The organism is Flagellimonas aurea (assembly GCF_017313785.1).
GTDB classification, from domain to species: Bacteria; Bacteroidota; Bacteroidia; order Flavobacteriales; family Flavobacteriaceae; genus Flagellimonas; species Flagellimonas aurea.
Genome location: NZ_JAFLNL010000001.1, coordinates 669,359 through 686,686 on the forward strand (window position 1 = coordinate 669,359; position 17,328 = coordinate 686,686).

The 17,328-nt window shown below is 42.2% G+C and carries 17 protein-coding genes; 6 read left to right on the plus strand and 11 right to left on the minus strand.

The features are described from left to right. Positions 1-64 precede the first annotated feature (64 nt). Positions 65-1,138: a PA0069 family radical SAM protein gene (locus J0656_RS02965; RefSeq protein ID WP_207031394.1), complete on the plus strand. Its 1,074-nt coding sequence runs from the start codon at positions 65-67 to the stop codon at positions 1,136-1,138. A 65-nt stretch (positions 1,139-1,203) separates the two neighbouring features. On the opposite strand, the gene J0656_RS02970 is transcribed toward J0656_RS02965, so the two are convergent. The 4 genes from J0656_RS02970 to J0656_RS02985 all read right to left on the minus strand — a co-directional run bounded on the left by J0656_RS02970 (position 1,204) and on the right by J0656_RS02985 (position 4,577). After that, on the minus strand, positions 1,204-2,628 hold the full coding sequence (locus J0656_RS02970) for a Gfo/Idh/MocA family protein (protein ID WP_207031397.1): 1,425 nt from the start codon (positions 2,626-2,628) through the stop codon (positions 1,204-1,206). Between the two features lie 65 nt (positions 2,629-2,693). Further along, complete coding sequence (locus J0656_RS02975) at positions 2,694-3,353, minus strand: HD domain-containing protein (RefSeq protein WP_207031399.1); 660 nt, start codon at positions 3,351-3,353, stop codon at positions 2,694-2,696. Then, positions 3,353-4,087 carry a lysophospholipid acyltransferase family protein gene (locus J0656_RS02980; protein WP_207031400.1) on the minus strand — a complete coding sequence of 245 codons (735 nt, stop codon included), beginning with the start codon at positions 4,085-4,087 and terminating at the stop codon, positions 3,353-3,355. Before J0656_RS02980 ends, J0656_RS02975 begins: the two co-directional genes overlap by 1 nt. 79 nt (positions 4,088-4,166) lie before the next feature. Continuing rightward, on the minus strand, positions 4,167-4,577 hold the full coding sequence (locus J0656_RS02985) for a BrxA/BrxB family bacilliredoxin (protein WP_207031402.1): 411 nt from the start codon (positions 4,575-4,577) through the stop codon (positions 4,167-4,169). A gap of 122 nt (positions 4,578-4,699) precedes the next feature. On the opposite strand from J0656_RS02985, the gene J0656_RS02990 reads away from it, so the two are divergent. After that, a complete protein-coding gene (locus J0656_RS02990; RefSeq protein ID WP_207031403.1) occupies positions 4,700-5,437 on the plus strand; it encodes a TerB family tellurite resistance protein in 738 nt (245 codons plus the stop codon). Here J0656_RS02990 and J0656_RS02995 read toward each other — a convergent pair. Beyond that, positions 5,434-6,588 (minus strand): PepSY-associated TM helix domain-containing protein, encoded by a 1,155-nt coding sequence (locus tag J0656_RS02995; RefSeq protein WP_207031404.1) that lies wholly within the window; start codon positions 6,586-6,588, stop codon positions 5,434-5,436. The two genes, J0656_RS02990 and J0656_RS02995, sit on opposite strands and share 4 nt — an antisense overlap. Before the next feature lie 239 nt (positions 6,589-6,827). On the opposite strand from J0656_RS02995, the gene J0656_RS03000 reads away from it, so the two are divergent. From J0656_RS03000 to J0656_RS03010, 3 genes are all read left to right on the plus strand, one after another. Then, on the plus strand, positions 6,828-7,412 hold the full coding sequence (locus J0656_RS03000; RefSeq protein ID WP_207031405.1) for a HupE/UreJ family protein: 585 nt from the start codon (positions 6,828-6,830) through the stop codon (positions 7,410-7,412). Positions 7,413-7,497: 85 nt separating this feature from the next. Then, positions 7,498-7,935, plus strand: coding sequence for a deoxycytidylate deaminase (locus J0656_RS03005; protein WP_207031406.1), 438 nt, complete (start codon positions 7,498-7,500; stop codon positions 7,933-7,935). 14 nt (positions 7,936-7,949) lie between these two features. Next, complete coding sequence (locus J0656_RS03010) at positions 7,950-9,578, plus strand: S41 family peptidase (protein WP_207031407.1); 1,629 nt, start codon at positions 7,950-7,952, stop codon at positions 9,576-9,578. A 1-nt stretch (position 9,579) separates the two neighbouring features. Here J0656_RS03010 and J0656_RS03015 read toward each other — a convergent pair whose 3' ends face one another. Together J0656_RS03015 and J0656_RS03020 are read right to left on the minus strand one after the other, a co-directional pair. Beyond that, positions 9,580-9,780 carry a hypothetical protein gene (locus J0656_RS03015; RefSeq protein WP_207031408.1) on the minus strand — a complete coding sequence of 67 codons (201 nt, stop codon included), beginning with the start codon at positions 9,778-9,780 and terminating at the stop codon, positions 9,580-9,582. Positions 9,781-9,789: 9 nt separating this feature from the next. After that, positions 9,790-10,374: a MarC family protein gene (locus J0656_RS03020; protein WP_207031410.1), complete on the minus strand. Its 585-nt coding sequence runs from the start codon at positions 10,372-10,374 to the stop codon at positions 9,790-9,792. A 122-nt stretch (positions 10,375-10,496) separates the two neighbouring features. Here J0656_RS03020 and J0656_RS03025 point away from each other — a divergent pair, with 122 nt between their 5' ends. After that, the gene (locus J0656_RS03025) at positions 10,497-11,069 is read left to right on the plus strand and encodes a DUF3109 family protein (protein WP_207031412.1); all 573 of its coding nucleotides are present in this window, start codon (positions 10,497-10,499) and stop codon (positions 11,067-11,069) included. Here J0656_RS03025 and J0656_RS03030 read toward each other — a convergent pair. The 4 genes from J0656_RS03030 to J0656_RS03045 all read right to left on the minus strand — a co-directional run bounded on the left by J0656_RS03030 (position 11,059) and on the right by J0656_RS03045 (position 17,262). Further along, positions 11,059-13,026 (minus strand): tetratricopeptide repeat-containing sensor histidine kinase, encoded by a 1,968-nt coding sequence (locus tag J0656_RS03030; protein ID WP_207031414.1) that lies wholly within the window; start codon positions 13,024-13,026, stop codon positions 11,059-11,061. The genes J0656_RS03025 and J0656_RS03030 overlap by 11 nt on opposite strands. Before the next feature lie 15 nt (positions 13,027-13,041). Further along, positions 13,042-13,776, minus strand: coding sequence for a LytR/AlgR family response regulator transcription factor (locus tag J0656_RS03035; RefSeq protein WP_108245468.1), 735 nt, complete (start codon positions 13,774-13,776; stop codon positions 13,042-13,044). A 1,114-nt stretch (positions 13,777-14,890) separates the two neighbouring features. Then, positions 14,891-15,544, minus strand: a complete 654-nt coding sequence (locus tag J0656_RS03040) for a gluconate 2-dehydrogenase subunit 3 family protein (RefSeq protein ID WP_207031416.1) — start codon at positions 15,542-15,544, stop codon at positions 14,891-14,893. After that, positions 15,544-17,262, minus strand: coding sequence for a GMC oxidoreductase (locus tag J0656_RS03045; RefSeq protein ID WP_207031418.1), 1,719 nt, complete (start codon positions 17,260-17,262; stop codon positions 15,544-15,546). The genes J0656_RS03040 and J0656_RS03045 overlap by 1 nt, the downstream gene beginning before the upstream one ends. Positions 17,263-17,328 lie beyond the last annotated feature (66 nt).

Sequence of the window (17,328 nt, forward strand, 5' to 3'; positions counted from 1 at the left end):
TTTTTATGACTACCATTTAAATTAAACAAGGATATAATCCATATATTTGGAATAAATCCAAAATATGTCATCCAATGAATTCTTGAAGGGAAGGGGAGCTCAAAAGAATACCGACAATCGGTTTTTGCAGCATGTATTCGAAATGCGGGACGACTTTTTGGAGTTCTGTCGATTGGAAGGTGAAGAGTACGAAAGCAATAAAACCCAGTACATACCCATTTTCCCAAAGACAATCGTTAACAAAGTGAACAGCCCCGATGTGGGCATGGGATATTCCATGAACCCCTACCAAGGTTGCGAGCATGGTTGTATTTATTGCTATGCCAGGAATACACACGAGTATTGGGGCTATAGCGCGGGACTCGATTTTGAGCGAAGGATTTTGGTGAAAAAAGCTGCACCACAACTTTTGGAGGCCAAGATCAAGCACAAAAACTGGAAAGCGCACACGATTGTTTTATCGGGTAACACCGATTGTTACCAACCCGCCGAGCGGAAGTTCGAGATTACCAGAAAATGTTTGGACGTTTTTTTAAAGTATCGCCATCCGGTGGGCATCATCACAAAAAATGCCTTGGTGTTGCGCGACCTCGATATTTTAAGGGAACTCAATGAACATCAACTCATTGGTGTCAATGTGTCCGTAACATCATTATCAGAAAAAACAAGACGCAAGCTCGAACCTAGAACGGCATCTATTCAAAAAAGACTCAAGACCATACAAGTGTTATCCGAGAATAAAATTCCGGTAAATGCTATGTTGGCTCCCATGATTCCGGGAATCAATTCACATGAATTATTGCCGTTGGCCAAAGCAGTGGCAGACCATGGAGCCCTTTCATTTGGGTTGACCGTAGTAAGGCTCAATGGGGCGATCGGCCAAATATTTTCGGATTGGATTAAAATGGCCATGCCTGACAGGGCTGAAAAAGTATTGCACCAAATTCAGGATTGCCATGGAGGAACAGTCAACGATAGCAGGTTTGGTACCCGGACAAAAGGGGAGGGCAAAATTGCGGAACAAGTTCATGAAATGGCCTATATAGCCAAAAAGCGCTATTTCAAGGACAGAAATTTTCCGGTTTTGAACACAGCGCTTCATGAACAATACAAGGACGGACAAATGAGATTGTTTTAGTCTTCAAATAGTTTGGAAACAAAAAATGGCCCGGATTGGGCCATCTTAATATAATTGTTGAAAGTTTATTTCAATTCCCAGCCATCACGGTAATCACGGGTTACCCATTCGTTGGCTTTATCGTAGTTGGTAATCTTCATATTGTCGCCGTCCCAGAAAAGTTTTCTTCGACCTGGGAAACCATAAGGATCCCAATCCCCTAATTTTTTACCTTCCTTCAGTTCTTTGTATTGGTAGGCCTTTACTGCCAAGTTGCCCATCAATACGGTCTCTGTAAGCCTTCCCGCCTTTTCAAAATTGGAAGAAGTTGGCGTACCGTTCTGGCAACCATCCACAAAATTGGCAAAGTGGCCATCTATTCCCCCTGGTACCCTATCATATTTTGGGGTTGGGGATTTGTATAGGTCCATCATTTCGGAAGGGAGCAATCTAGCGTTTCGGGAATAGGTGTCGCAAATCAAAATGCCTTTATCACCATAAAAAATACTTCCTCCACCAGAATCACCAATGGTCTCGCCATCCTTAAGTTCGTCCGGTAGGTCTGGCTTAAGGCCACCATCATACCAGTTCAATGCAATATCACCGTGCTCTTCGTGTTCAAACTTCAAATGTATCTTGGACGAAGGCGGACAGGAGTGACTGTAATCCGCTTCCACAAAATCATCCACCCAAACCGTAGTGCAACTGGCCTCTGCTTCGGTAGGATAGCCTAGATCAAGTACGCTAAAGGGTGTTTCCATGATATGACAGCCCATGTCCCCCAATGCGCCGGTACCAAAGTCCCAGAAACCTCTCCACTTAAATGGAAGATAAGCATCGTTGTAGTCTCTCATCTTGGCTGGGCCCAACCATAAGTCCCAATCCAATCCTTTGGGAATCCTGTCTTTTTTTGTTGGTAGAGGAACACCTTGCGGCCATACAGGTCGGTTGGTCCAACAATCTATGGTGTGTACCTTTCCAATAACACCCGACTCTACCCATTCGCGGGCAATCCTGCTTCCATCACTGGATGCACCCTGGTTGCCCATCTGGGTCACGATTCCCTGTTCCTTGGCGACCTGGGTCATTAAACGGGCCTCGTAAATATTGTGGGTCAACGGTTTTTCCACGTAGGCATGTTTTTTCTCGCGCATAAACGGCAAGGAAATGGTCGCGTGCGTGTGGTCCGGACTTGCCACGGCAATGGCATCGATATCACCTAAATGTGCATCAAAAACCTTTCTAAAATCTTTATATCGTTTTACATCGGGAAACTGCTCGTAGGTTTGTTGGGCACGGCGGTCGTCAACGTCGCAAAAGGCAACAAATTTTACTCTTCCGGTATCGTTGAGGCCGTTTATTACTGAATTTCCCCTTCCGCCGACCCCAAATCCGGCTACATACAGGGTATCACTTGGAGCAATGTGGGTTTTTCCCAGAACATGACTGGGTACAATCGAAAATGCGGCCGATGCAGCAGCTGCATTTTTGATGAATTTTCTTCTTTGCATTATGTTTAGTTTGATATTATGTGAGTCCCCAAGATACAAAAAAGGTAAAAAAGAAATTCTAGGGCTTATTTAGTTCCGTTCCACTCTTTATAAAACTGATCAAGGTAGTCCAGCATAAACTTATGGCGCTCTTCCGCCAACTTTTTTCCGGTTTCCGTATTCATTTTATCCTTGAGCAATAATAGCTTCTCGTAAAAATGATTAATGGTGGGAGCCGTGGATTTTTTGTATTTTTCCTTGCTCATGTTAAGGTTGGGCGGGACATCCGGATTGTGCAACTCCCTATTTTTAAAACCTCCGTAGTTGAAGGCCCTGGCAATGCCTATGGCCCCAATGGCGTCCAAACGGTCTGCATCCTGTACAATTTGAAGCTCTTTAGAGGTAAATGATTCTCCGGTTTTGTCCAGGCTATTTTTAAAGGACATATGCTTGATGATGTTCACTACGTGGTCAATGGTCCGCTCATCAACGGAAAGGGATTCCAGAAAGTTTTTTGCTGTTTGTGGCCCAATGCTCTCATCTCCACCATGGAATTTTGGGTCTGCAATATCGTGAAGCAAAGCAGCCAACTTCACGACCGTAGCATTTCCTTCTTCATGTTTCAATAGTAGATTGGAGATATTGAAAACACGCTCAATATGGAACCAATCGTGCCCACCTTCGGCATCTTGGAGCTCTGCCTTTACAAAAGCGATGGTGTGTTGTATAAGTTGTGTTTCCTTCATTAGTTGGTATTGACCCCTCCCACGATGGTGCTTTCTATTTGGGCGATAAGTTCATCGGCTTTACCTTCATTTTCAATGGGAGGATGTACCTCGAACGTAACCTGGGAACCCAATCCCATGGGAAACTTTCCGTAACGCAGCAACTTCCATGAGTTATTGATGCTGATGGGTATGATCAATGCCTCGGGTGCATTTTTAAGCATCACTTTGAGTCCGGTGGTTCTGAATGGTTTGGGTACTCCGTTCCTGCTTCGGGTACCCTCGGGGAAAATTACGGCACTTCGGTTGTTCTCATTAATGTACTTGGCCAATTTCTGAAGCTCGGAAATGGACTGTTTAGGGTCTTTTCTATCGATCAAGGCCGAGCCACCATGTCTTAAGTTATAAGAAACACTGGGAATCCCTTTTCCTAGCTCTATTTTACTTACAAACTTGGGGTGGTACTTTCGCATGTACCAAATAATTGGGGGAATGTCGTACATGCTTTGGTGATTGGTAACAATGATCAGTGGCCTATCGGTGGGAATGTTTTGTTCGTTTATAAAACGGTATCCGGTACCCAGAACATTGGTGCACCGCATAATGAACCAATTTAATATGGAAACACTTTTTTTGTGCGCATTGTACCCGAACACTTTTAGGCAAAACCATTGTATGGGATGGAATATGACCAGAACCAGACCAAAAAGCAAAAAGAATAGAGCGGTAAGTGGGTATGATAACAGTTTTAGCACGTAAACAGATTTAAATTAAGGTAAAAATAAAAAAACCACCCATTAGGGTGGCGTGTTCAATATCTTATTTTACTTGGGTTTAGCAATGCTCGTTGTATGCTTCCATCAAGTTTTCTGCGATCAGCTCTGCCGGCCTACCTTCAATGTGGTGCCTTTCGATCATGTGCACCAACTCTCCATCTTTGAACAAGGCCATGCTTGGTGAAGAAGGAGGGAATGGGACCATGTGATTTCTTGCGGTTGCAACGGCCTCCATGTCCACACCGGCAAAAACGGTAACCAAGTTGTCTGGAGTTTTGCTGTTTTGCAAGCTCAATTTAGCGGCAGGTCTTGCGTTGGCCGCGGCGCATCCACAAACCGAGTTCACCACTACCAAGGTGGTTCCATCCTTTTTTAGTGCATCGTTCACGGCTTCACTTGTATGTAGTTCTTCAAACCCGGCACTTGCCAAGTCTTCGCGCATAGGTTTTACCAATTCTTCTGGATACATAGACTTCTTTTTGATTATGTTACAAAGATACGGTATTGTTAGGATTTTTTCATCACCGTTAACATTGCATAAAGCTTTGTTTGTTAATCAAACCCCTATCTTTGCGCTTTAAATTTTGAAACATGATCAAGTGGATAGCCGCCTTGCTCGGTTATTTTATGTTTAGATTTCCAGGTGCGGTATTAGGGTTTATCGTAGGGACCTTTCTGGATAATTTTGGAGGTTCCGGAAAAAGGGCTGGCTCTATTTTCGAAAATGTGACCAGGCAATCGGTCTCCCCGGCCGATTTTGAACTAAATCTGTTGTCATTGTGTTCGATCATAATTAAGGCGGATGGACAGATAAACCAACGGGAGCTCGATTATGTACGACAATATTTTTTGAGCACCTACGGAAAAGAAAAGGCGAATGCCATCTTCCGGACCTTCAACGAGGTCATTAAAAAGAGGGAGATATCGGCGCAGCGCATATGTACTTTTATGGTACAGCGTACCCGGTACGAGGTTCGCTTGCAAATGCTTCACTTTTTGTTCGGTATTGCGCAATCCGACGGGCAGGTAAGCAAAGCCGAAATTGAAAAATTAAGGGAGATTGCAGGCTACTTTCGGGTAAATCAGCATGATTTTGAAAGTATCATGGCTATGTTCATCAAATCTACGGACAACTCGTACAAAATTTTGGAAATCGAGAAGACCGCTACCGATGATGAAGTGAAAAAGGCGTATCGAAACATGGCCAAAAAGTACCATCCCGATCGTGTGGTGACGGAAAATGAGGCCATCCGTAAAGGTGCCGAGGAAAAATTCAAGGAAGTTCAGAAAGCCTACGAGACCATTCAAAAAGAAAGGGGAATGTCCTAGGCCGTGGCCAAACTCCTTTTGCGCTTACTCTTCTTTTTAAGTTTATTGATGTAAATAATGGTACCTGTTATCGGCAAACTGGTCGCTATCAAGCAGGCCAAGAAATATATCCATTTGCTAAAGGCGCCGTAAATAGTTCCTGTATGGATTGGCTTAATAGCAGAGGCAATCTTTACGTTCAGTGGTTTGTCCGCATAGATCTCTTTGCCCACCACTTTGCCCGATTTGTGAATTTGTAATCTATCTTGAGCAACAGTAGACCAGGAATCGTCTGCCAGTTTTCTAAAACTGTACATGGGGTTCTCATCACTTGGCAGACCAATGGATAGGAATCCTTTGTAATCCAGTTCTCTGTTTGCAAGGGCGATGGCTTCTTCCAAGCTGATTGATTTTTCGTTGTCGAAACTTTCCAAATCAATTTCCGGACCTCCGCCGCGGTTCCCGAACACCCTTGTGCCCATAATGGCACTTAAACCGTCCCTGTAACCTTCGAACGACCAACAGAGGCCCGTAATGCCCATAATCAGGATCAAGATACAGGCATAAAAGCCCAAAGTATTGTGCAAATCGTGATTGATGCGCTTCCAGTTGGCATTGGTCCTTATCTTAAAGCCAGCTTTCACGGTTTTCCATTTTATCTTTTTAGGGAACCATAGCACAATTCCGGAAATGGCCAATATCATAAAAATAATGGTGGCAATGCCCACAATAGGTCTTCCCCATTTAATGTCCATCATTAACCATCTGTGCATACGGAACATACTGAACATAAACTTGTCTATTCCCGTATCTTCAGGGGCTAAAAATTCCGCGGTGTAAGGGTTTATCTCATATGTTTTTCCCCTTCGCTGTTTGGGGTCTTCTTTAATGGAAAATTCATACGGAGAGGTTTCATCGGCTGGAATGGTGATGGATGTGAGAACTCCTTTTTCCTGGATTGCAGGGTAATTTATCAAATTGGAAATCGACTTTTTGGTTCCTACGGCCTCAACCTTCATGTCCTCTTTGAACCAACCCTCGATTTCCTCCTCAAAGGTCAGAATGGTTCCGCTAAGGCAGACCAAGAACAAAACAATACCGCTAACGAGCCCCAACCATAGGTGAACGTCGTTGATAAAGTCTCTGATTCCGTATTTCTTATTTTTTCCCATAACGATTATTAAGCGCTCATGTTATTTCAACTGGATTAAATGAATCAAATTCCGGTATACGACTGCACATCTGTTCAATCGTTTAATTGATTTAATGTTGAAATCCAATTTTCGCAAATATAATGGCTGGTCCCTAAAACAGAATCATTATTTGGATTAATTTAAAATAAATTCAAGGGTGTTTATCGGCTTTTAGAGGAGGAAATGTTTTTTATTGGTAAATTTGAAAACAAAACTTCATGCAAGAATTTCTGTTCTACATAGAATTGGGACTTACCCATGTTTTGGATTTTGGAGCCTACGATCATATCTTATTCTTGTCGGCCCTTGCAGTTCCGTTCACTTTTAAAAGTTGGAAAAAGGTACTGGTCTTGGCCACTATTTTCACTATTGCCCATTGCACATCGTTGGCATTGTCCGTGTATGAAGTGGCCGCGGCAGATGCTGGTCTTATTGAGTTTTTGATACCGGTCACCATTTTGCTTACAGCCTTGTTCAACTTTGCATATGTGTTCAAGGAATCCCTGGATATTGGTCTTTTTCTGCATATTTTGTCCACAGCTTTTTTTGGTTTGATACACGGTTTTGGATTTTCCAACTATTTTAAGATGTTGATGGCCGAAGAAGAGGACAAGATTACCCCCCTATTGGGTTTTGCGACCGGCATAGAGTTATCGCAAGTGACCATCATACTGGTTGTATTGGCCATTGCCTATGTTGTTTTGGGCCTGTTGAAGGTAAAACGGCCTATTTATATTGCGGTCGCTTCAATTTTGATCATAGCCATTACAATACCCTTGCTTATAGCTACGTTCCCCATGTAGGCCCTTAGTTAAAATTTATTGAAGAAGGTTGTGAGGGTCTATCAAAGCAGGTATATTTATTTAATTATCAGCGTTTTTTTGATTTATGAAGGCGAGCAAACAAGAAAAGTACGATAAAGCCTATTTGAGGATGGCCCAAGAATGGGGGAAATTATCGTATTGTAAAAGAAGGCAGGTCGGAGCTATTATAGTTAAGGACAGGATGATCATTTCCGATGGGTACAATGGTACCCCAACAGGATTTGAAAATTATTGTGAAGATGAGGAAGGGTACACCAAATGGTATGTCCTTCACGCTGAGGCCAATGCAATTCTCAAAGTCGCCTCTTCAACGCAGTCTTGCGAGGGTGCCACATTATATATCACATTGTCCCCATGCAGGGAGTGCAGCAAGCTAGTGCACCAAGCTGGCATAAAACGTGTGGTATACCAGAGTGCATATAAAGACGACTCTGGAATAAAATTTCTGGAAAGGGCAGGTGTGGAGATTGTTCATTTGCCAGTTCTGGAAGAAATGGTTTAAGACCATATTGCTATATGAAAAAGATTAAAGGATATATTTGGCCCACCCTACTTGCTTTGGCAGTTGCCATAGGCATATTTATAGGTGGCAAGCTTCATTTTAACGATTCCCCGGAGAAGCTCTTCTCCACCAATTCAAAAAAGGACAAGCTCAACCGGCTTATCGATTATATTGACTACGAGTATGTGGATGATGTAGATACCGATAGTATCGTAGATGTAACGGTCAATAATATTTTGGGCAAGTTGGATCCTCATTCTGTATATATTCCAAAGGATGAAATGAAGGATGTCGCCGAAAGCATGAAGGGCGATTTTGCGGGAATAGGAGTTAGCTTTTATATGTACCGGGACACTATTACCGTGATAAGAACCATCAAGAACGGCCCCAGTTACATCAGCGGTATAAAACCCGGTGATCGTATTCTTATGGCCGACACCGATACACTGTACGGTAAAAGAATAGTTAACGATGATGTGGTCTCGACCCTAAAGGGCAAAATAGGTACCAAGGTCAATCTGAAAGTTTATAGAAAAACGGAAAACAAGATGATCAATATGTCCGTGGTCCGTGATCGGGTTCCCATCAGAAGTGTGGAGGCCTATTATATGCTGACCAAGGATATGGGCTATATTAAAATAAACCGTTTTGCCGAATCCACGTTTGATGAGTTCAAAGATGCTTTGCGCAAATTGAAACTAAGGGGTGCTGAAAAACTGACCTTGGACCTTAGGGACAACCCTGGGGGCTATTTGGGCATAGCCGAAAAATTGGCGGACGAGTTTTTGGGGGACGATAAGCTTATTCTCTTTACAAAAAACAAAAAGGGAAGAGTCAAAAAAGCTTACGCTACCAAGAAAGGTGATTTTGAAGATAGGGAGGTATACGTTCTTATCAACGAACGCTCGGCATCTGCCAGTGAGATTATTGCAGGAGCTTTACAGGACAACGATATAGGCACCATTGTGGGACGCCGTTCGTTCGGAAAAGGATTGGTACAGCGAGAAATGGATTTGGGCGACGGGTCTGCCGTTCGTTTGACCGTTTCACGCTATTATACCCCAACGGGGCGATCCATCCAAAAATCCTATAAAGACGGGAACCATGACTATTACCAAAGGTTTATGGAGCGCTATGCAAGTGGCGAACTTCAGTCGGCGGACAGTATCAAGGTGGCGGACTCATTAAAGTTTGTTACACCCAAAGGCAAAGTAGTTTATGGAGGTGGAGGAATCATCCCCGATGTTTTTGTTCCGATCGGGAACAATCAGGAGGAGGCCATCGAGAGCATGGACGATACCTATCAGTTTTTCGCACGTTTTGTGTTCGAGCATTTAGAAGAGGACAGAACCATGTACGATAGCTATGAACAAAACCAATTTTTGGACGAATTCCAAGTGGACGACATCCTTTTTGATAACTTTATCCAATTTGTGCTGGACCGTAAGATTAAGCTGGATTTTTACGCCTATGAGGACAAGATCAAGGCATTCATAAAGGCCAATATCGCGGAACAATTGTTTTCGCCAAACCTGTCGGCCCAAATAAAAGGAGAGTTCGACCCAATGCTCAAAAAGGTAAAGGCTTTGGACAAGGCCAAGATTGATGAATCCCAACTAGGGGCAATAGACATCAAGCCTTAACTTACTTCTTCAGTTTTTTGTCAATCTTTTTGGAAGTCATAAAAATCAACATCAATACAATGGCACATAAAGAAGCTACGATTCCTATTAGGGCAATCGTACTGTCACCTTGTATTGGATTTTCAAAATCTACCAAAGTCACGTTGTAGGCGATAAGACCCAACGCCAGTAGTATCAAAATTAAAGCAAATGTCCTGTTCATATCAATGTTTTAAGCACCGTGCGATAGTAGCCCGTTTACATTGGTCACAAAAAGCTTTACGGCAATAGCCATAAGAATCACTCCAAATACTTTGCGGATAATGTTCAGTCCGTTTTTTCCCAATATACGTTCAATCCGGGCACTGGATTTAAGCACGATGTACACAAAGATAACGTTTATAATAATGGCCACTATAATGTTCTCCACATGGTATTCCGCCCGCAAGGACAAAATGGAAGTAAGCGTCCCCGCACCCGCGATCAACGGGAAGGCAATGGGCACAATGGAAGCAGTTTCCGGTTCATCGTCTTTATAAATCGAGATTCCCAAGATCATTTCAATGGCAAGAAAAAAGATAATAAAGGCCCCTGCGACAGCAAAGGAGTTTACATCGATACCAATTAGGGAGAGAATACTTTCTCCAACGAAAAGAAAAGCAATCATGATCGAAATGGCCACGATGGAGGCCTTTTCCGATTGTACATGACCCACCTTGCTTCTGAGCGATAAAATAATAGGGATACTTCCTAAAATATCGATTACGGCAAACAATACCATTCCAGCGGTCGCTATTTCCTTAAAATTGAAATTCATGGCGTCTTTTTTTTTGGACGGCAAATTTACGGGTAAAAAATACTTTTGGATCATATAAAGTGTTTATAAATCATCAATTTTTTGGTTTTGATTTACCTTTGCCCAAAAAGTAAGGGCAGATTATGTTCCAGATAGGAAAGACCATAGTATCCGAAGAGATACTGGAAAATGATTTTGTTTGCAACCTGAATGCATGCAAAGGGGCTTGTTGTGTGGGTGGCGAGTATGGTGCGCCGTTGGAGGATTCCGAGACCGACAAGCTACTCAATATTTATGATGAGGTGAAGCCCTTTTTGCGCCCGGAAGGTATTGCTGCCATTGAAGAGCATGGGGTTTTTGTAAAAGGAGAGGATGGCGAATGGGAAACCCCTTTGGTGAACAACAATGAATGCGCTTATGTGGTTTTTTCCAATGATGGCATTGCTAAATGTGGACTGGAAGCTGCTTATGAGGCCGGTGCCACCAAATGGAAAAAACCTATTTCGTGCTATTTGTACCCGGTTCGTACAAGGGAGTATTCGGAATTTACCGCGGTCAACTACCATAAATGGGAAATCTGTGACCCGGCCTGCTCGTTGGGCAAGGAATTGAAAGTGCCGATTTACAAGTTTGTAAAGGACGCTTTGATCAAAAAGTTCGGAAAGGCTTGGTACAAGGAATTAGAGGAAGTGGCTGCGGAAAAGACTAGATCGTAGGGATGTCCAAGACCACTTTGGTTCCAATGGGGTCGCCGTTCTCATCGAACAGGTCCAAGATATCCACATCAAATTTGTTTTGATAGTCCTTGGCAAAATTGGCCAATCGTTCCTTGGTAATGCGAATACCCAAGGATTTCCTTTTTAGCACACGGTTTTCTTTGTTTACCTCGGCCATGGTTCGGCCGACACCATTGTCCACAATTTCTATCGTAACGTGTCCTCGGTCCTTGTGCTTCACGTTAATTTGAATTTTCTTTTCTCCTTCTTTGGGAGATAGGCCATGCCAAAGGGAGTTTTCCAAAAAAGGCTGAAGTGTCAAAGATGGAATTTTGATATTATCTATATTGATGTTCTTTTCTACTTCGATTTTAAAATCTATTTCGTTGGAGAACCGGATATTTTCGATATTCATGTATAGCTCCATGGTTCCCAGTTCTTCGGATAGCGGGATTTCCTTTTGGGAAGATGCTTCTAGAATTTTTCGGACAAGTTTGGAGAACTTGTTCAGATAATGAACGGCATTTTTTTGTTCGTTGTTTATAATATAAAGCTTGATCGAGTTCAAGGAGTTGAACAAGAAATGGGGGTTCATTTGGCTGCGCAGCATTTGTTGCTCCAAAGTGAGTACCCTCTTCTCGTTCTTACTCTGGTATTGTCGGTAAAGAATGTAGAGTATGGATGAAATAAGCCCAACGATCAATGCACTTACCAGAAGAGTTGTCTGATTTTTTTTAAGCCTTAGCCGAACGATTTCGTTTTCTTTCGCTAAAACCGCGATCTGGCTGTTCTTTTTGTCATTTTCGTACCTAACGATAATATCGTTCATGTACCTTAGGTTGGTAGCGCTGGAAATCTCCTTTTCGTGTTCACTGGCCTTTTTATAGAACTCGTAGGCTTTTTTAAAATCACCTTTGGCGTTTTCTAGATCGGACATCTTTTCGTACGCGTACAAAATATTGCTGGGCATATTTCGGTTTTGTGCCATTGTAAGACCTTTTTGTATAAAGGTCTCGGCTTCCTCATAGTTGCCCAATTTGGTATGTGCCCATCCCGTATTGATATACACCAGGCCCGTTACGGAGAAATCGCCTATTTTTTCGGATTCTGAATGTAGGGGCTCTAAAAGTACCAACGCCAAATAGGGCATGTTCTGTTTTAAATAGATTTGGGCCAGACTGTTCTTGCATATAACACGGCCTACTTCCGAATCGATTTCCTCGTTATAGGCCAAGGATTTCCTGTAATTTTCCAAAGCCTCCTCCAAATCGCCCTTTTCTTCTAGGCAATGCCCAATATTTTGATGGTTTATGGCCAACCCCAATTTGTTGCCCAGTTCCTCTTCCAGTTTCAATGCCCTTCTAAACTGTAATATGGCCAAATCGTACTGCTCCAAAGTTTGGTAAAGGTTTCCAATACCATTCAGGGCAACATTTATACTTCTTTTGATATGGTTGGATGGGTTCTCGATTTGTTCTGCCAGTTCAAGCGCCTTTTGGTGATAATCCAATGCGGTCTTTATCCCATCGGTACGTCTATAGACCACACCTAGCATATTTAAACTGAGTACTTTAAAATCAATGTTGTTCGCTTTTTCAGAGGCGGCCAAGGCTTGTTCGTGCAATGCAACGGCCTGTTCATATTGGGAAAAGTTCCGATACTTCATGCCCAATTGGTTCAAGGCATAGGATTGTCCTTCTAAATAGTCGTTTTTTTTGCTAAAGTTGGCAAAGTATCTTAATAAGGAGGTGTCCCGTTTTTCGGAAGATAGCTCTTCATCCAGTGCCTCGTAGGTCTTGGGTTTAAGTTTTACCAGTATTTCCGTTTTGTCAATAAACTCGTCAGAGAGATCTTGAGCGTGTAAAGTATATAAAAAGGAGAACAGCAAAAAGGTGACCAGAGACCCGGTTCGCGCTCGATGCAGGTTTTTGATAAGGAGGAACTTTACTATAGGCACGGGAACATTTTGAGATTATAGCATATCCAAAAAGTCGGATTTTTTTTGCCGGGAAACAGGGATTTTATGATTGGATTCCAGAACCACATAGCCGTCGGTTTTGAGGAATTCTTTTATTTTGTTGAGATTGATTATATAAGAGTTGTGTATTCTAAAAAAGCTGCTTTCTGGCAACAAAGCATTGACTTCCTTCAATTTTTTCGTGAGAAGGATTTTTTGTCCGTCCTTTAAAAAAATAGTACTGTAATTACCATCCGATTCTGCATACAGGATTTCATCGCTGTTCAAAAAGACCAATTTACCGTCCGTATTGATGGTTATTTTTTTGCTCTGCGATTCCGAATTAAAGTTAAGAAGAATTCTTTCCAAGCGTTCAACGGTCAAATTTTTAGCGTTGAACTTTTTTATTTTGGCTATGGTTTCCTCCAGATCATCCGAGTCTATGGGCTTTAGGAGATAGTCGATGGCCTCATTTTTCAAGGCCTGCAGGGCATATTGGTTATAGGCTGTAGTAATGACTACCGGAAAATCCTTGTTTTTCAAGTTTTTTATAAACTGGAACCCGTCCATTGCTGGCATTTCAATATCCAAAAATAGACAATCGGGAGTGTTCTTTTCCAAATAGTCCAAAGCTTCCCTGGCATCTGTAAAAGATGCAATAATATCCACTTCATCGCTCAAGTTGGTAAGTTCCCAGCTTAGGCTTTGAAGGGCTTTTATCTCGTCATCAACTATTACTGCTTCTAGCATAATCTAATATAGGTTATACCAAATTTAGAATTATTCTCTACATGGCAATAAAATAATGTGTTAATGGATATTTAGCACGTATAACTGGTATAAAAAGGGGAATCAGGTGAAAAATCACTTGTTTTTTCTGTTTGGGACTATAGTTTACAGGAAAGCTAAAGCTAGTTTCCCATACCCAAAAACCAATTATACATAAAACAGAACAGTTTATACATACGCATTATATGTGTGAAATTTAGTTGTCTATATTCGGCATGTCAAAAATGAGAGGACAATTTTGAAATAGCCAGAAAATGAAAAAATGTGCAATATTGTTTTTGATTTTGATAGTGGCCCTGTTTTTCGCCGCAGTATCAGAAAAGAACAACGCTCAATTGGGCAGCGATTGGGATAAGGTTGTTGCAAGGAAATAATCTTGTAACACGATAGCTCTTAAAAATTTTGTATTACCAAATAATTGTACGGCCACGGCAACCAATCTTTTGATTGTATAAACCGCTTGCACAATTAACTTCTGTTTGGCCATAATCTGGATTTGGTTTTAGGTTTCGGGGGAACTACCTAGGACAAAAAAAGATTTAGTAAGGCTCGATTGAAGAGGCCGTACTCTTTGGTAATATTTGACTGTTTAACCGGTTCATCATAGAAGCAAGACCAAGTAAGCATACTGATATGTCACTTGGTCTTTTTGTTTTTACAGATTTTGTAAAGTATTGCTTACAAATTAAGCCAGTGCCTAGATTTCAACATTTTATGTTAAAAACTTTACGGGTGTTTTTAGCGTTGAATCTTTAAAAACTCAAGGTATTTTTAAATCTTTGTCGGCGTTGACCCAAGAACTAAATTAGGTAGATTCCACACGCTGAAAAGCGTAGTATCCTAAAACCGTTTTAGGAAATCTTCAACAAATTGCTGTGCCGATACAACAGATATTCCTGTATTGTGTATACAGTTATTTTGTGCCTAGAATGGCACAGGTGATAGTGTTTATTGATTTAATACCTCGGAAATGTTCACCCCACAACAGAACATCCGGGGTATTTTTTTAGAAACCGACATAAAAAAACCTCCAATAATTTGGAGGTTTTTTAATTTCATGGATGTTATCCAAGCCTTAGATTGACCAAGCTTTTCCACCTGTCAAGGTTTCAAGGTCACCACAACCGATGTATTCACCAGGAATTGGCAAATAAGCTAATACCTCTTCACCTACATACTCAGAAGATTTGTAGGCCCAGGTGGCCAGGTCTCTTAGGTCGTTTGCAAAAGAGAATCGTGCAATATCTTCGTCCAGACTAGCCTCACCTCCTTGCATAATGGCCTGCATATAGTTCATGATGGCTTCGGAATGTGCTTCTTCCTCTTCGTCCGAACGCTTTCTAAGATAAGCTTGTAATACAGGCTCTATATCCATGGCTTCTATATCCATTAAGGATTCTTTACCGGAATCTGCCAAGACCTTGTCGTAGAACTTGTTCATTTTCATGACCACAAATTCTCTTTGGTCCAATGGCATTACTTCGTCCAAGTAGGCATCTATAAACGTATGCACGTTTACCTCGGTGGCAGAAGGCGTGTCTGTTTTGGGAAGAATCACGTCTACTGTTTGCGCCAAGGCATACCCTTGTTCCTTGCTCAGAAAGCTGGGCACCCATTCAGCATACGCTGGTTTGTCCTTACAGCTCTGCAGTAGCGATAACAAAGTTGGTGTGGCCACGGCATAACCGAAGGCCAATCCCATATTTTTAAGTGCTGATCTTCTTTCCATTATATATTTCCTTTTTTAAGTTCTTGGGCTGCATGGTTGGCGGCCCTTGCTGTAAATGCCATATACGTCAACGATGGGTTTACACAACTTGCAGATGCCATAAAGGCGCCATCGGTAACATATACGTTCTCACATCCGTGCACTTGGTTGTTGCCATTTACAACGGAAGTCTTTGGATCTCGGCCCATTCTTGCGGTACCCATTTCGTGTATACCAAGTCCTAAGGCATATGGCGCATCGTAAGGGGTAATGTCTTTTGCACCTGCTTTTTCAAGCATTTGAACCGCTTGGTCTTGCATGTCTTTTCTCATGTTCAGCTCATTCTCACGAATTTCCGCATCAAAAGTAACCGTGGGAAGTCCCCATTTGTCTTTCTTGTCGTAATCCAAGGTCATTTTATTGTCATGGTAAGGCAAAGTTTCACCGAACGCGAGCATGTTCATTGTCCAGCCTCCTGGGGTAAGAATAGCATCCTTATAATCTTTACCGAACGAAGCTTCCGCAATCAATTCTTCATAATTTCCCCTGCCGGCACCTCCTTGGTAACCATAACCACGTTTAAAGTTTTTCATATCGGAATCACCGCCAAGGTTTCTAAATCTTGGGATGTAGATTCCGTTTGGTTTTCTACCCTTGTAGTATTTGTCTTCGTAACCATCAAATTTACCTGATGCACCAACCAAGAAATGGTGGTCCATAACATTATGGCCCAATTCTCCGGAGTCGTTTCCTAAACCATTAGGGAACCTATCTGATTTGGATTGCATCAAAATAGAAGTAGATGCTATGGCTGAGGCACAAAGGAAGATAACTTTTGCCTTGAACTCAAACTCTTCTTTGGTTTCCCTGTCGATGACTTTTACTCCTGTGGCTTTTTTGGTGTTAGGGTCGTAAATGACCTCGTGTACAATGGAATCAGGCCTAAGAGTCATATTTCCAGTAGCTTCGGCGGCTGGCAATGTAGAAGAAACACTGCTAAAATATGCTCCGAAAGGACATCCTCTGATACAACGGTTCCTAAATTGACAACGAACACGGCCGTCACCATCAAATTGCTTGTCACTGTTAATGTGGGCTACCCTACCTGCGGTGATCACACGGCCACCAAAGTGTTCGGCAACCTTGCCCCTTACATGGTCCTCTACGCAGTTGAGTTCCATCATGGGTTCAAACTGTCCGTCGGGAAGTTGAGGCAGGCCTAAATTTTCACCGGATACACCGATATAACTTTCAACTTTATCGTACCAAGGAGCTATATCCTTATAACGTACTGGCCAATCAACGGCGATTCCTTCGTTTTTGTTTGCAGTAAAATCAATGTCGCTCCACCTGTAGCTGTGTCGTCCCCACATAATAGAACGTCCACCTACGTGGTAACCTCTCATCCAATCGAAACGTTTGGTCTCGTTGTAAGGATGGTCCAAGTCGTTTACAAACCAATGCTTTGAAGCTGCACCGGTGGTGTAACCGGTTCTGGATTGTTTCTCTTGTTGCTTAACGTCTTCTCGGGTTGCTCTGCCCGCATGCTTAAAATCCCAATCGTCCATATTGGCCGTAGGGTAATCTTCACGGTGTTTTACCATGGGGCCACGCTCCAAGACCAAAGTCTTGAGACCGTTTTCGCACAACTCTTTTGCAGCCCAACCACCGCTGATACCCGTACCTACCACTATGGCATCATAGGATTCCTGCTCCTGATTGTAATAAAATTTACTCATTTATTCGGATTGTTTATTTGCTAAATGTATTAATTATTAAATTAATTTTCTACATTTAATCCCTAT